General features: G+C 63.5%; 14 protein-coding genes, 1 other RNA gene and 1 pseudogene. 6 read left to right on the forward strand and 10 right to left on the reverse strand.

The genetic code is table 11. The features are described from left to right. Positions 1 to 3 precede the first annotated feature (3 nt). Both rsmH and mraZ read right to left on the reverse strand, forming a co-directional pair. Entirely contained in the window at positions 4 to 1,020 is a 1,017-nt protein-coding gene (gene rsmH / locus FJW07_RS12155) for a 16S rRNA (cytosine(1402)-N(4))-methyltransferase RsmH (protein WP_140784098.1), read from the reverse strand. Next, complete coding sequence (mraZ, locus tag FJW07_RS12160) at positions 1,017 to 1,475, reverse strand: division/cell wall cluster transcriptional repressor MraZ (protein WP_140856622.1); 459 nt, start codon at positions 1,473 to 1,475, stop codon at positions 1,017 to 1,019. Before mraZ ends, rsmH begins: the two co-directional genes overlap by 4 nt. A gap of 396 nt (positions 1,476 to 1,871) precedes the next feature. On the opposite strand from mraZ, the gene FJW07_RS12165 reads away from it, so the two are divergent. Continuing rightward, the gene (locus tag FJW07_RS12165; RefSeq protein WP_140856624.1) at positions 1,872 to 2,987 is read left to right on the forward strand and encodes a cystathionine gamma-lyase; all 1,116 of its coding nucleotides are present in this window, start codon (positions 1,872 to 1,874) and stop codon (positions 2,985 to 2,987) included. A 9-nt stretch (positions 2,988 to 2,996) separates the two neighbouring features. Here FJW07_RS12165 and FJW07_RS12170 read toward each other — a convergent pair whose 3' ends face one another. The 7 genes from FJW07_RS12170 to FJW07_RS12200 form a co-directional block, all read right to left on the reverse strand. Continuing rightward, positions 2,997 to 3,290: a type II toxin-antitoxin system RelE/ParE family toxin gene (locus FJW07_RS12170; RefSeq protein ID WP_140644018.1), complete on the reverse strand. Its 294-nt coding sequence runs from the start codon at positions 3,288 to 3,290 to the stop codon at positions 2,997 to 2,999. Then, a complete protein-coding gene (locus FJW07_RS12175) occupies positions 3,287 to 3,571 on the reverse strand; it encodes a type II toxin-antitoxin system ParD family antitoxin (protein ID WP_140630896.1) in 285 nt (94 codons plus the stop codon). The genes FJW07_RS12170 and FJW07_RS12175 overlap by 4 nt, the downstream gene beginning before the upstream one ends. Positions 3,572 to 3,724: 153 nt before the next feature. Then, positions 3,725 to 4,120: RNase P RNA component class A (rnpB, locus tag FJW07_RS12180), an RNA gene on the reverse strand. Positions 4,121 to 4,246: 126 nt separating this feature from the next. Further along, on the reverse strand, positions 4,247 to 4,951 hold the full coding sequence (locus FJW07_RS12185) for a transglycosylase SLT domain-containing protein (protein ID WP_140856626.1): 705 nt from the start codon (positions 4,949 to 4,951) through the stop codon (positions 4,247 to 4,249). A gap of 175 nt (positions 4,952 to 5,126) precedes the next feature. After that, positions 5,127 to 5,903, reverse strand: coding sequence for an N-acetylmuramoyl-L-alanine amidase (locus FJW07_RS12190; protein ID WP_140856628.1), 777 nt, complete (start codon positions 5,901 to 5,903; stop codon positions 5,127 to 5,129). Then, positions 5,900 to 6,619 (reverse strand): DnaJ family molecular chaperone, encoded by a 720-nt coding sequence (locus tag FJW07_RS12195; protein WP_140856630.1) that lies wholly within the window; start codon positions 6,617 to 6,619, stop codon positions 5,900 to 5,902. The genes FJW07_RS12190 and FJW07_RS12195 overlap by 4 nt, the downstream gene beginning before the upstream one ends. Positions 6,620 to 6,750: 131 nt before the next feature. Further along, positions 6,751 to 6,963 (reverse strand): hypothetical protein, encoded by a 213-nt coding sequence (locus FJW07_RS12200; protein WP_027168700.1) that lies wholly within the window; start codon positions 6,961 to 6,963, stop codon positions 6,751 to 6,753. 176 nt (positions 6,964 to 7,139) lie between these two features. Here FJW07_RS12200 and FJW07_RS12205 point away from each other — a divergent pair, with 176 nt between their 5' ends. The 5 genes and pseudogenes from FJW07_RS12205 to FJW07_RS12225 all read left to right on the forward strand — a co-directional run bounded on the left by FJW07_RS12205 (position 7,140) and on the right by FJW07_RS12225 (position 13,486). Next, on the forward strand, positions 7,140 to 10,766 hold the full coding sequence (locus FJW07_RS12205; protein WP_140784104.1) for a hydantoinase B/oxoprolinase family protein: 3,627 nt from the start codon (positions 7,140 to 7,142) through the stop codon (positions 10,764 to 10,766). A 43-nt stretch (positions 10,767 to 10,809) separates the two neighbouring features. Continuing rightward, positions 10,810 to 12,108 (forward strand): DUF3419 family protein, encoded by a 1,299-nt coding sequence (locus FJW07_RS12210; RefSeq protein ID WP_140856632.1) that lies wholly within the window; start codon positions 10,810 to 10,812, stop codon positions 12,106 to 12,108. Beyond that, the gene (locus FJW07_RS12215; RefSeq protein ID WP_140856634.1) at positions 12,105 to 12,770 is read left to right on the forward strand and encodes a class I SAM-dependent methyltransferase; all 666 of its coding nucleotides are present in this window, start codon (positions 12,105 to 12,107) and stop codon (positions 12,768 to 12,770) included. Before FJW07_RS12210 ends, FJW07_RS12215 begins: the two co-directional genes overlap by 4 nt. Before the next feature lie 103 nt (positions 12,771 to 12,873). Beyond that, positions 12,874 to 13,164, forward strand: a pseudogene (locus FJW07_RS12220) (type II toxin-antitoxin system RelE/ParE family toxin); the annotation flags it as partial. A gap of 13 nt (positions 13,165 to 13,177) precedes the next feature. Beyond that, positions 13,178 to 13,486: a HigA family addiction module antitoxin gene (locus FJW07_RS12225; RefSeq protein WP_140828959.1), complete on the forward strand. Its 309-nt coding sequence runs from the start codon at positions 13,178 to 13,180 to the stop codon at positions 13,484 to 13,486. 25 nt (positions 13,487 to 13,511) lie between these two features. Here FJW07_RS12225 and FJW07_RS12230 read toward each other — a convergent pair whose 3' ends face one another. Continuing rightward, entirely contained in the window at positions 13,512 to 14,894 is a 1,383-nt protein-coding gene (locus FJW07_RS12230; protein ID WP_140856636.1) for a serine hydrolase, read from the reverse strand. Positions 14,895 to 15,095: the final 201 nt, after the last annotated feature.

Here is a 15,095-nt window from a genome sequence, read left to right on the forward strand (position 1 = left end):
TGCTCACCTCTCTCCCGGCCGCTCGACGGCGGGAAGCTTTGGAAGGCCGAAAATCGAAAAGTCGCCGGCGCGCGCTGGGGCATCGGTGCGTATCGCCGCGCGCAGCCTGGCCGAGCGCGCGCGCGGATTGGCCTCCGTCTCGGCCTCTCCCGGCGTCACGCCGCCGCCGGCCTTGCGGAAGGTGGCAATGCGCACGGGCGCGTCGGGCATATGTCGCGAGCCGCTGGCTGCTTCGGAACGGTCGGCGATGAAGCGCTTGACGATGCGGTCTTCCAGCGAATGGAACGTCACCACGGCGAGCCGTCCGCCGGGTTTCAGCGCCCGCTCGGCGGCCAGCAGCGCTCTTGCCAGCTCGCCAAGCTCATCATTGACGAAGATGCGCAGCGCCTGGAAGACGCGCGTGGCCGGATGGATCTTGTCCTTCGGCCCTCTTCCGATATGCGTTTCGATGGCGTCGGCGAGATCGAGCGTGCGCTCGAAAGGCCTCTTCTCGCGCCGGCTTTCGATCATGCGCGCGATGCGGCCGGCATGGCGCTCCTCGCCGAGAAAGCCGAAGATACGCGCAAGGTCGCCCGCCTTGAAGGTGTTGACGACATCGGCGGCGGAGAGACCCGCCTGCGCCATGCGCATGTCGAGCGGCCCGTCGGCGCGAAACGAAAAGCCGCGCTCGGCTTGGTCGAGTTGCATGGAGGAAACGCCGATGTCGAGCACCACGCCATCGGCGCTCTCGACATGCTCGTCCAGCGTCGAGAACGGCGCCTGGACAAGTCTCAGCCTGCCGCCGGCCTGTCGTTCGAGCGCCCTGCCCGCCGCGATTGCGTCCGGGTCGCGGTCGATGGCAACGACGGAAGCGCCGCGATCGAGGATGGCGCTGGTGTAGCCGCCGGCGCCGAATGTCCCGTCGACGATCGTCTCGCCGGCCTTCGGCGCAAGCGCGTCGAGCACCTCGGCAAGGAGGACCGGAATGTGACGGGCCAGTCCGCCAACGGCGTGAGGGTCATCGCCGTGGCCAGCCATCATTCCGATCGCTCCCCGGGCTTCGTCCCCTGCCGAAGCTGCAAAAGCCTGGCCCGCGCCTGCGCCCCATAGACGGCAAGCCGTCCCGGCTCCCAGACTTGAAAGAAATTGCCGCGGCCGACAAAGGCCACCTCGTTCGAGATGCCCGTGTGCTCGCGGATGAAATCGGTCATGGTGATGCGGCCGTCCTGGTCCAGCTTCAGAAACGTCCCGTCGCCATGGCAGAAGAACGACATGTCGTCCGCCGTCTGCAGGAACGGGTCCTCCAGCGCGATCCGCTGCTCGTAGCGGTCGAGCAGGTCGAGCCCACCGACATCCATCGCCGACAGGTCCAGGCAGCGCAGCGCGTAGAGTTCCGAATAGCCGCGTTTCTGCACCACGGCGCGGAAATGCGCCGGAACGGACACCCGTCCCTTCGCATCGATCCTGCTCACCGTGTTCGACAGAAACCGGTCCAATAGACTCTACAGCCGCTGGCGCCGCTGCACCCCTCATGTTGTTCTCCGCGCCCTCGCCGCGCTTGCGGCAAATCGCTTCATTCACCGGGGCGAAAACCGACAAACGCACAGCCGCCGCGGCTGCCCGATTGGCGTACGCTTCACCCTGACGCGGAACGAAAGCTTGATGATGCGAATGGGATATCATGGGGCACTATGGGCGTCAACGGGAATAGGTATCACAAACACGCGGACCACAACCAGAAAGCGCAGGCTGAAGGCACGTCTCGTCTTTATCGTCTATTAAGCCTAACGAAGCGTTTAGAGCCCTCTGGCCCAAAAAGACGCGGCTTGATGCGCACAGCCGGCGCGCATAGCGTCGGTTGAGGTTTTCTGCCCTAACCAAGGATCCAACTGATGTCCGACACTGCGAAGTCACGCGCCGCGACACTTGCCCATCTGCGCAGCGCCGATTTCGCCAAGGGCGATCCTATCCCCTTGCCGCTGACCATGGCTTCGATCTTCCACGCGCCGGGCGACGCGACCGGCTTCGATCAATACGGCCGCTTCAGCAACCCGACCTGGCATGCGCTCGAGCATGCGCTTGGCCATCTGGAAGATGCGCAATGCGTCGCCTTCCCGTCGGGAATGGCCGCGATTTCCGCGGCTTTCTTCGCGCTCGTCAAATCGGGCGACCGCATCCTCTTGCCTTCGGATGGCTATCACACGACGCGGGCCTTGGCCGAGCGTTTCCTGAAACCGCTCGGCGTCGCCTATGACGAGAGGCCGACGGCAAGCATGCTCGATGGCGGCTTCGCCGGCTACCGGGCGGTCTTCGTCGAAAGTCCGTCGAACCCGCGACTGGACATTTGCGACATCACCGCCGTCGCCAAGGCCGTGCATGCGCAAGGAGGCACCTTGGTCGTCGACAACACGACCATGACGCCCTTCGGCCAGCGCCCGCTTGATCTTGGCGCCGACATCGTGGTCTCTGCCGACACCAAGGCGATCAATGGCCATTCCGACGTGCTCTTCGGCCATGTCGCCAGCCGCGATCCCGACATTGTCGCCAGGGTGAAGGATTGGCGCGAGACGGCCGGCGGCATCCCCGGTCCGTTCGAGGCCTGGCTCGTACATCGCGGCCTCGAAACGCTGGAAGTGCGTTTCGACCGCATGTGCTCGTCGGCCGAAACGATCGCACGCCGGCTGAAGGACCATCGCGCCGTCAGCTGCCTGCGCTTTCCGGGACTCGAAGGCGATGCCTCGCACAATCTGGCGCGCGCCCAGATGGAGCGCTTCGGCTTCCTGATTTCCTTTGAACTCGCCTCCGAAGAACAGGCCGAGGCGTTCATCGACGGCTGTCGGCTTATCGAAGCGGCAACGTCCTTCGGCGGCGTGCACACATCGGCGGAGCGGCGCTCGAAACGCGGCGATGCCGTGCCGCCCGGCTTCGTTCGCCTGGCGATCGGCTGCGAGCCGGTCGAGGAACTGTGGCAGGCGATCGAGGCGTCGCTGGACAAGATTGCAAGCTGAGCAGATCTGTCACGGGTTCACATCATCCGCTTCGATCTTGCGTCGACCGTGTAATACGCGGACAATCTCGATCGCATCGTGATCGACCCGGTACAAGGTAAGGTATTCGCCAACCACCAGATGGCGGATACCGGGCGCGATATCGTCGCGTGGAGCACCTGAAAAAGGATGCGGGCCGAGCAAGCTCCACCTCCTCTCCATGGCGTCTACGAACCGGACCGCGGCATTGGGACTATGGCTGGCGATGTAGTCGCCGATGTCTTCGAGATCGACCGCCGCTTGAGGAAGCAGCCGATATCTCACTCTTCGAAGCCTTTCGCTTCAGCCATCTTGCGATATTTGGCACGCGCTCGTTCGATGACCGACGGACCGTCGAGGGCCGGCCCGCTGTCGATCCCCTCCTGCACCAGTTTCCGCAGCTCTTCGACGCTGTAGCCGAGCAGATCGCGCCGCTCCTTCCATTGCCTGAGCGCATCGCGGATCACTTCGCTGGCCGAGGCGTATTCGCCAGCCGCGACCACATCGTCAACCGCGGCTGCCAGCTCCGGCGAAAGTGTGATGCTGCGTTTGTCGACCTGGCCCATGATGCGCTCCTGTTCCTCCTTCAAGGTACGATTTAATCGCACCAGCTTCAAGGAACAGGTCATCGCGTTCAGGGCGATTGCGCCTCACCTTGAATCAAAAGGCACGCCTTCCGGCGTAACCTTCTGATTTCGTGCCGCTACCGCGATTTGAAAAATGCCAGCTGGCCTGTAAGCCGGGTTCTGTATGGCCCTCGCCTTGCGGCGAGAACGTGGCGGCCATTCATCTTGGGCGCATGTTGCCATGCGCCTCACGCAACCTACCCGGACGGTGGGCCGGAAACAGCCCTCGAAGGTTTCCCCTCGCACCGCCCCTATTCGGTTTTGCTCCCGGTGGGGTTTGCCCTGCCGCTTCTGTTGCCAGTCGCGCGGTGGGCTCTTACCCCACCCTTTCACCCTTGCCCCGGCAATGCCGTGGCGGTTTGCTTTCTGTGGCACTTTCCCTGGGGTCGCCCCCGCCGGCCGTTAGCCGGCACCGTGTCTCCATGGAGCCCGGACTTTCCTCACCCGCAACCTTTCGGTTCTCGCGGGTGCGGCCGCCCAGCCAGCTGGCAAGCGCGTATAAAGGGATTCCCGCCCGAAAACGCAAACGAAAAAGCGCCCGGATGCGCGGCGGTCTGGGACAACGACGTGCATGAAGCCGACACGCATTGCCCAAATCCACTTCGGTGGGCCGGCTTAAGCCGGCGAACCCAGCGCCGCCATCTGCACCTTCACCTTGCTGCAATAAGCGGCCGAAACCGGATTCATCCGCCTGGCGCCGTGACCGGCATTGTATTTCAGGATTGTGCCGCAGGTGGTGCCGCCGCCGAGACCCTGCGCCATCGCAAGATACTTCATGCCGAATTTGATGTTGGTGTCGGGATCGAACAGTCCCTTGGTCGAACCGGTATAACCCATCATGCGCGCCGTGGCCGGCTTGATCTGCATGAGGCCGATCTCGCCGGCGCTGCCGACCATGCTCGGCCTATAGTTGCTTTCGATCTTGATGACGGCTTTGGCCAGCGACACCGGCACGCCGTAGCTTGCGGCATAGCGGGCAACGATCGCCGAATATTGGCCCCCGCCGGCCGCGGCGGGCGCCGCCAGGGCGATCTTGCCGGTGTTGATAGAAGCGGTCGTGGTGAGATCGATCGCCTTTCTGCCGCGTTTGGCACGCTTAGCCGTCGATTTCCTCGCCTTGGTCGCGGCGGCTTTCTGCACCTTTGCCGGGGCTCTCTTGATCTTTGGCGTTTTGCTGCCCGGTGCAGCCTTGGTCGTCGTGGGGGCAGCGGCAAGGCCATTGTCCGCCCGAAGGCTTAGAGGGGCGCTGCTTGCCGGATTGAAGGCAAAACTTATCACTCCGGCAGCAACAGCTGCCGCTACAACGGTCAATTTTTGCATGTAGTCCTGTTCTGTTAGAACCGCGCGAAGAATTTCGCGCAGTTGTGCCAATTCAACATCGGATCATCCGGGGGATAGATGCCCAACGACTTGCGGGAGAGGCATTTGAAGGCGGAATTGGCGGCAATGAAGGCGACGCAATTCACTTTAAATGACAGATTGTAATTTAAGGAACTTATCGCGACCCTTTGGCGGGGGCTGCCTTTACGGAAGCGAGGAGCCTTTCCAGCGTGCGGAGCGTCGAATTGTCCGCTGCACCATCCACCAGCCGCCGCCGGAAATGTCGCTGGAAGGCCGCTACCACGATTTCCGTCTGCTTGTCGTAGACACCCGACATCTCGACGCCATAGCCATAGAGCGCCAGCATCGACTGCAGCGCCTCGACATCGGCGCCGGTATCGCCAGCATTGAGTGCGGCGCCGGGCTTTATCGGCGCCGCCGGCACGAGGTGGCCGACGCCCGCCACGAATAGCGCCTTCCACGGAAATTTTTCGCCAGGGTCGACCTTGCGGCCCGGGGCCACGTCCGAATGCGCGAGCACCCTCGCCGCGGGGATCGAATAACGGCCCACGATGCCCGCGCACAACTCGACCACGGCATCGATCTGTCGCTTCGGAAAAGCCTTGTAGCCCAGCGAATGCCCGGGGTTGACGATCTCGATGCCGACCGAACAGGAGTTGATGTCGGTACGCCCGAGCCAGGAACTCTTGCCGGCATGCCACGCCCGATCGCTCTCGCGCACCATCTGGACGATGCGGCCGTCCTCATGAACGAGATAATGCGAAGACACTTCGCTCGCCGGATCGCATAGCCACGCCTCGGCGCCGGCCCCGCTTGCCATGCCGGTATAATGCAGCACGATCATGTCGGGTCGAAGCGTCTCACGGCGTGGACCGAAATTCGGCGACACCCGGACCTCGGCGCCTGGCTGGTCGGGCAGGAACCCGCTCATACGTGTCTGAGGCCCCGCTCGATCATCTCGTAGGCGGCGTTGATCGCCGCGACCCTGGTGGTGGCGATCTTGATGAATTCCTGCGGCAAGCCGCGTGCGATCAGCCTGTCGGGATGATTGTCCGAGACGAGCTTGCGGTAGCGTTTCCTGATCTCCTCGAACGGCTTGCCGCGCTCGATGCCCAGAACGACATAAGGGTCGGCGGCGCCGAGATCGACGTGCCGCGACAGGATCGCTTCGTAATGCGCCTCGTCGATCCGGAAGATCTCGGCGATGCGATGCAGGAACTGGCCCTCATGCTCATGAATGAGGCCATCCGCCTTGGCGATATGGAACAGGCCGTCGAGGATATCTTCCAGCATCATGCAGTTGGCATGGCCGGACCCGCAGAGCTGCGCCATGCGCTGGGCATAGATCTCGAAGCCGGCGACGTCCTGCTTGGCGATGTCGTAAAGCCGCGCCACGTTGCGTGTCTCGCTCGGCGGCACTTCGAAGATTTCCTGGAAGGCGCGCACCTCATCCTGCGTGACGATGCCGTCGGCCTTGGCCATCTTGGCCGAGAGCGCGATCATGGCCACGGAGAAGGCCACGCGCCGGCGCAGGTCCGGATCGCCCGAAAACACGGTGCGCACGGCTTCCACGACATCCGCGACGCCCGAGGACGCCGACGACGAAACACGAGCGATGAAGTCGCCAAGACGGTCCCAAATCGACATGCCGGCTTCATAGTGCGAACCGGGCGGTTCTATCAAGCCTGGACGATGCCGCAGGCGATCCGCTGCGCGGGATCGAGGGAAAAAGGGAAGGCCGGCAAGGCCGGCCTTCCTCGATATTGTCTGTCAGGCTCTTACTGCGCAGGCGCGGCAGGAGCCGGATTTGTTGCCGGAGCCGGTTCAGCGGGCTTCGAAGCGTCGGGCGAAGCCGGCTTCATGGGCTGCTCGTTGGCCGGCGGATTGGTGCTTTGCGTGGTGGTATTGTCGGTGCCGGTGCCACTGTCGCTGCAAGCCGCGACCCCCAGCAGGGCGAGCGCCGAAACAGACGCCAGAATGAGCTTCTTCATGATATCTCTCCTTCAACAGACGCTCACATTTCGGTGAGCGGTCGCAAGAGAAATGCATCAGCAGGCCCGCCGGTTTCGTAACGTTGCATTTCCATGTGTAACATCAACTTGCGATTGCTGGCGCCGAAATCCCGAACTAACAGAACATACGCTCGAAGACATGATGGATAAGCAAAATGCCGGCAGCCGTGGGGACTGGGAAATGGGACTTCTGGATCGACCGCGGTGGCACCTTCACCGACGTCATCGGCCGTGACCCGCAAGGCCGGCTGCATCCCCGAAAACTCCTGTCCGAAAATCCCGAGGCCTATGCGGACGCCGCCATCCAGGGCATCCGCGACCTGTTGGGGTTGAAAACCGGCGCCGCCATTTCCGCAGACGCGATCGGCGACGTCAAAATGGGCACGACCGTTGCCACCAATGCACTGCTCGAGCGCAAGGGCGACCGCGTCCTGCTGCTCATCAGCAAGGGTTTTCGCGACGCCTTGCGCATCGCTTACCAGGCGCGGCCGGACATCTTCGCCAAGGAGATCATCCTGCCGGAGCAGCTTTACGAGCGCGTCATCGAGATCGACGAGCGCGTGCGCGCCGACGGCTGCGTCGAGCGCCTGCTCGACATCGCGGCCTGCCGCCCGGCGATCGAACAGGCCAAGGCCGACGGCATCGACGCGGTCGCCATCGTCTTCATGCATGCCTGGAAATATCCGGATCACGAAAAGGCCGTGGCCAAGGTTTGCCGCAAGATCGGCTTCAGCCAGATTTCGGTCTCTCATGAGGTCTCGCCGCTCATCAAGCTGGTCGGCCGCGGCGACACCACCGTGGTCGACGCCTATCTGTCGCCGATCCTGTCGCGCTATGTGCAGCGGGTAGCCGGCGAACTTGGCGCCGGACCGCGCCTGATGTTCATGATGTCGTCGGGCGGTCTTACCGCCGCCGACCTGTTCCAGGGCAAGGACGCGCTGCTTTCGGGACCGGCCGGCGGGGTCGTCGGCATGGTCGAGACGGCGAAGCTCGCCGGCTTCGAAAAGGTCATCGGCTTCGACATGGGCGGCACTTCGACCGACGTCGCACATTATGACGGCGAATACGAACGCGCCTTCGACACCGAGGTCGCCGGCGTGCGCATCCGCGCGCCGATGATGCGCATCCACACCGTCGCCGCCGGAGGCGGCTCGATCCTGCACTATGAAGCGGGTCGCTTCCGCGTCGGTCCGGATTCCGCCGGCGCCAATCCCGGCCCCGCCGCCTATCGGCGCGGCGGTCCGCTTGCCGTCACCGACGCCAACGTCATGCTCGGCAAATTGCAGCCCGATTTCTTCCCGGCGATCTTTGGCGCGGGCCAGGACCAGCCGCTCGATGTCGGCACGGTTGGCGAAAAATTCGCCGCACTTGCCGCCGAAATCGGCGACGGCCGGACGCCTGAGGCGGTGGCCGAAGGTTTCGTCACTATCGCCGTCGAGAACATGGCCAACGCCATCAAGAAGATCTCGGTGCAGCGCGGCTACGACGTCACCGAGTATCTCCTCAACTGCTTCGGCGGCGCCGGCGGTCAGCATGCTTGCCTGGTTGCCGATGCGCTCGGCATGGAAGCCGTGCTCATCCACCCCTTCTCGGGGCTGCTTTCCGCTTATGGCATCGGCCTCTCGTCGGTCTTCGCCTCGCGCCAGCAGGCGCTGCTGGAGCCGCTCGCGGACGCATCCAGGCCGGCGATCGAAAATCTCATAGGCGCCCTGCGCGGAGTTGTGGTCGCCGAACTTGTGTCTCAGGGCATCGCCGAGAGCGGGATTACCGCCAGGCCAATCCTCCAGATCCGCTACGATGGCACCGACACGGCTCTGCCGGTGAATTTCGAGCACGGCTCGATCCTGCGGGCGAAGGACGATTTCGAGGCCGCGCACAAGGCGCAGTTCGGGTTCGTCTATGAAAACAAGCCGATGATTATCGAGGCTGTAGGGGTGGAGGGCAGCGATGCCGGCGGCGCGGGCCGCGCGGAAACCGAAGCGGAGTTGCAGGATCTTGCCGTTGTTCCTTCCGAGAAGCGGAAAATATTCGCCGAAGGCGAATGGCGCGAGGCCGGCGTCTTTCGTCGCGAAGCCCTTAGGCAGGGCAACAAGGTTGCCGGCCCAGCCCTGATCATCGAACCCAACCAGACCGTTGTTGTCGAACCGGGCTGGCAGGCCGAGATCACCGCAAAGGACCATATTCTCCTGCGCCGAACGAGCAAGAAACGACGGCAGGCCGCACTCGGAACCGAGGCCGATCCGGTGATGCTTGAGGTCTTCAACAACCTCTTCATGTCGATCGCCGAGCAGATGGGCGTGACGCTGCAGAACACCGCCTATTCCGTCAACATCAAGGAACGGCTCGATTTTTCCTGCGCCGTGTTCGACCGCCATGGCGCACTGGTCGCCAATGCGCCGCACATGCCGGTGCATCTGGGCTCCATGGACCGCTCGGTCGAAACCGTCATCCGCCTGAATTCGGCCGACATCCATCCCGGCGACGTCTTCGCCCTCAACGCGCCCTATAATGGCGGAACGCATTTGCCCGACATCACCGTGGTGACGCCTGTCTTCGACGATGCGCGCAAGGAGATCCTGTTCTGGGCTGCCTCGCGCGGCCATCACGCCGATGTCGGCGGCACCGCGCCCGGCTCGATGACGCCGCTTGCGACTACGGTCGATGAGGAAGGCGTGCTGTTCGACAATTTCCGCATCGTCGACCGCGGCCGCTTCCGCGAGACGGAGCTGGAGACGCTGCTGACCGACCACCCCTACCCCGCGCGCAATCCGGCCCAGAACATCGCCGACCTGAAGGCACAGATCGCCGCCAACGAAAAAGGCGTGGCGGAGCTGCGCAAGATGGTCGCGCATTTCGGGCTCGACGTCGTCGAGGCCTATATGGGCCATGTCCAGGACAATGCCGCCGAGAGCGTGCGCCGCGTGATCGAGCGGCTCCCCGACAGCGCGGCGTACGAATACCCCACCGACACCGGCCAGGTGATCAGGGTGAAGATCACCGTCGACCGGCAAAAACGCGAGGCGACCGTCGATTTCACCGGCACGTCGCCGGTGATGAAGAACAACTTCAACGCGCCGGAGCCCGTCGCCCGCGCCGCCGTGCTCTACGCCTTCCGCGTCATGGTCGAGGACATGATCCCGATGAATGCCGGGTGCCTGAGGCCGATCAACATCGTCATCCCCGAAGGCTCGATGCTGAAGCCCGCCTACCCGGCCGCCGTTGTCGCCGGCAATGTCGAGACCTCGCAGCACGTCACCAATGCGCTGTTCGGCGCGATGGGTGCGATTGCCAACGCGCAAGGCACGATGAACAACCTCACCTTCGGCAATAAGAAATACCAGTATTACGAGACGATCTGCTCCGGCTCGCCGGCCGGCCGGATGAATTCGGGACGCGGCTTTGCCGGCACGTCCGGTGTCCATACCCACATGACCAATTCGCGCCTCACCGACCCCGAGGTGCTCGAACTTCGCTTCCCCGTGGTATTGGAGGACTTCCACATCCGCGAGGGCTCCGGCGGCAAGGGCAAGTGGAACGCCGGCGACGGCACCAGGCGCACCATCCGCTTCCTCGAAAAGATGGAATGCGCGATCCTGTCCTCGCACCGCAACCGGCCGCCCCAGGGCCTCGACGGCGGCGGCGATGGCGAGGCGGGCTCGACCAAGGTCAGGCGCAATGACGGATCGGTCGACATCTTGAAGGCCTGCGACCAAACCACGCTCGATGCCGGCGAGACCGTCATCGTCACCACGCCGACGCCGGGAGCATTCGGAAAAGCGTGAAATCAACGTCAGCTTGCCGTCAACAGGCTGTCACCTGCCTGTCATGCCGCTGCGCTACCCGCTTGCGCCAACGCAAACGGGGAATCACCTTTCCATGTCGGACGTATCCGGAGAACTCGTTTATCGTCGAGGCAAGGAAGTCGGAAAGGCGGTCTACCAGAACCGGGCATTGTCGAAGGACGGCATTTCCGAGCGGTTGTTCGCCTTTCTGTTCTCCGGCCTCGTCTATCCGCAGATCTGGGAAGACCCGGATGTCGACATGGAGGCCATGCAGCTCGGCGCGGGCCACCGCATCGTCACAATCGCCTCGGGCGGCTGCAACATTCTGGCCTACCTGACCCGCTCGCCGGCCAGGATCGATGCCGTCGATCTCAATGCCGCGCACATCGCGCTGAACCGCATGAAGCTGGAAGCGGTGCGCCACCTGCCGTCGCAGGGCGATCTCTTCCGCTTCTTCGGCGCCGCCGGCACCAGCCACAATTCCGACGCCTATGATCGCTTCATCGCGCCGCATCTCGATGCGGTCAGCCGCCACTACTGGGAGCGCCGCAGCTGGCGCGGTCGCCGCCGCATCTCGGTCTTCGACCGCAACTTCTACCAGACCGGCCTGCTCGGCCTCTTCATCGCCATGGGCCATCGCGTCGGAAAGCTGTTCGGTGTCGACCCGGCCGGCATCATGAAGGCCGAGAACATCGGCGAGCAGCGCCGTTTCTTCAACGAGGAGCTAGCGCCTGTTTTCGACAAGAAGCTGTTGCGCTGGGCGACGTCGCGCAAAGCTTCGCTGTTCGGCCTCGGCATCCCGCCGGCCCAGTACGATTCGCTGATCACCTCCGGCGACGGTTCGATGGCGAGCGTGCTCAAGGCGCGCCTGGAAAAGCTCGCCTGCGACTTCCCGCTCAAGAACAACTATTTTGCCTGGCAGGCCTTTGCCCGACGTTATCCGCAACCCGGCGAGGCGGCGCTGCCTGCCTATCTGGAACAGAGCAACTACAAGACGATCCGCGACAACATCGACCGCGTCGCCATCCACCACGCCAACCTGATCAAGTTCCTGGGTGCCAAGGACGCAGGCAGCGTCGACCGCTTCGTGCTGCTCGACGCGCAGGACTGGATGACCGACGACCTGCTCAACGCACTGTGGACCGAGATCACCCGCACGGCTTCGGCCGGCGCCCGCGTCATCTTCCGCACCGCGGCCGAGCCCAGCCTGCTGCCCGGCCGCGTCTCCAGTTCGCTTCTCGACCAGTGGACCTACGAGGGCGATGCCTCGCGCGAATTCTCCGCAAAGGACCGCTCGGCGATCTATGGCGGCTTCCACCTCTACGTGAAGCGCGCCGCATGAGCACGACGGAGCTGCCTGCCAGCCATGCCGAACTGATGGACGGCGTCTACCGCTGGCAGCGCCACATCTACGACCTGACCCGCAAATACTACCTGCTCGGCCGCGATCGGCTGATCGACGGGCTGGACGTGCCGCAAGGCGGCACCGTGCTGGAGCTCGGCTGCGGCACCGGCCGCAACATCGTGCTCGCCGCCCGCCGCTACCCGGACGCCCGCTTCTTCGGTTTGGATATCTCGACCGAGATGCTGGAGACGGCGAACACGACCGTCGCTCGCGAAGGTCTCACGGACAAGGTCAACCTCGCACGCGGCGACGCCACCGATTTCGACGCCAAGGCTCTTTTCGGCATCGAGCATTTCGACCGGGTCTTCGTCTCCTATTCGCTGTCGATGATCCCCCGCTGGGAGAATACCGTATCGGCTGCCCTCGCCGCGCTTGCACCCGGCGGCTCGCTCCATGTCGTCGATTTCGGCCAGCAGGAAGGCCTGCCACGCTGGTTCAGGGCGTTGCTGCGCGGCTGGCTGCGGAAATTCCATGTCACGCCGCGCGCCTCGCTGCGCGACGTGCTTGAATCGGAATCCGAGCGCACCGGCGCAACCTTCCGTTTCAGAACGCTTTATCGCGGCTATGCCTGGCTGGCGGTGATCAAGATCGCCCACTGAATTTCGCAATTTGAGGCGCCTGTGGCTGTATCGAACGCAATTAACTGAACAATTGCACCCATGACCCAAGGAGTGGTACACTGACCCTGCTTGGAAACATGTGATGATCGTTGGATTTAGAGATGGATGGCTGCGAGCCTTCTTCGTGGATGATACCCACTCCCGCAACATTCCGTCCGATCTCGAAAGCCGCTTGTTTCGCAAGCTCCAGATGATCGACGACGCTGCTACCGACCAGGATTTGCGAGTGCCGCCCAGCAACCACTTCGAAAAGCTGCGCGGCAATCTCGAAGGCTTTCATTCCATACGGGTCAACAAGCAATGGCGGTTGGTTTTCCGCTGGGATGGCGGCCGGGGTGAGGCGTCGGAGATCTACTTGGACGACCACAGCTATAGTGAGGTGAGACATGTTGATGACCGCACGCAAGCCCGCAACGGTTGGCGAAATCCTCACGGAGGAGTTCATGCACCCGCTCGGCCTGACGCAGGCCGCTTTGGCCGAGGCGATGGGAGTCCCGCGCAAGCATGTGAACGAATTGTGCAACGATCGCCGCAGCATTACCGCAGCGACCGCGCTCATTTTGGCGCGGGTGTTCGGCAACAGCCCGGATTTCTGGCTGAACGTCCAGCGCCGCAGCGATCTTTGGCAAGTCATGAACTCGCCTGACGAGCGGGCGCGCGTGGATCGCGCCAAACCTTTGCCGACCGCCGCATAGAGGCCGGCGATTGACCGCCACGCCTCTAATGGAGCGCTTTTGCGAGCGCCCCAACCATCGCTTGTGGACGATAACCGAACTTGGCCGGCGTCAATCCAAGCCGCACCACCACCAACTGCTCCGACGGAATGATCGCCACCGTCTGGCCGTCATGGCCCTCCATCCAATAGGTGTCCTTGGGCAGGCCTGCAGCGACGCCTGCGCCGGGATTTTCCTCATCGCCCGGGCCTTCGATCCAAACCTGGCCTTTGCCGTACACCTTTGAAGCCGGCGCGGGCTCGCGCATCCAGTCGACGAAACCGGCAGGCAGGATCTGGTTTCCGTTCCAGACGCCCCCTTGCAGCAGGAACTGGCCGAAGCGTGCCCAGTCATGCGCCGTGGCGTAGAGATAGGACGAGCCGACGAAAGTCCCCTGCTCGTCGGTCTCGAGCACCGCGCTGTGCATGCCGAGCGGCTCGAACAGCGCCGTGCGCGGCCAGGCCAGCGCCTTGGCCTTGTCGCCGACCGCGTCCTGCCACAGGCGCGACAGCATCACCGCGGTGCCGCTCGAATAGGAAAACACCTTGCCGACCTCGCCGCTCAGCGACTTGGCCTCGGCGAAGCCTGCCATGTCCGGCTCGAGATAGAGCATGCGCGTCACGTCGGCGACGTCGCCATAATCCTCGTTGAATTCGAGCCCGCTCGACATCGCCATCATGTCGGCAAGGCTGATGGCGGCGCGCCCATCGGCCTTCCACGGCGCGAACAGGCCGTTCTTGTCGACAGCCATCTTGCCGTCCTTGACCAGCGTGCCGACGATCGCGGCATTCACCGTCTTGGTCATCGACCAGCCGAGCAGCGGCGTCTTGGCCGAAAAGCCCTCGCCATAACGCTCGGCGATGACGCGCCCGTTTTTCACCACAACGATCGCTCGCATACCCGTGCCGGCCATGGCGGCATCGTCGACGATCTTCGCCACGTCCGGATTCTGGGAAGCGTCCACGCGCTCGCCATCGGGCCAAAGCGCGTCCGGCTGCGCCGGCGTGGAGGCCGCGGCGCGCAGCGACGTCTGCCTTGCCTTGCCGGTGTCACCATCGGGAAGCGACGCGCAGCCGACACCGTCACGCTCGACCGCGACGCTCTTGCCCAGAACCCAGAACAGGCCGGCCGAAACCAGCCCCCTCTCCTTGTCGACGGAGACCTTCATCAGCTTGAGCAGCGGATGGCCCGGCGCCTGCACGTCGACAGCCAGCACCTGCTTGGCGTCGCGGCCGGCGATGAACACGTTCGAGCACACGATCTTGGCCGAATAGCCGGAACCGACGCGGATGAGTTCCGGCGGGGCGAAATAAAGCCAGGCAACGAGCGCGACCACGGCCAGGATCACAAGGCCAAGCAGCCATTTGATGAACTTCACGACAGCCCGCATCATTTCCGCCCTTTGGAGTCTATGGCTCGATTTATGTCATCGATTTGCCGCCATTGCTTCCGCAAAATCATCGGTGTTGTCGAGCGCCGTCAATGGATTATCAACCATGTTCGGCGATCAACGAGGAGCCGGATAGTCTCGTGGGGCGACAATCCGGAAGGGGCTTGCGCAAGCGACCACCACCAGTGAAGGACCCATCAG

The organism is Mesorhizobium sp. B3-1-9, assembly GCF_006439595.1.
Taxonomy (GTDB): Bacteria; Pseudomonadota; Alphaproteobacteria; order Rhizobiales; family Rhizobiaceae; genus Mesorhizobium.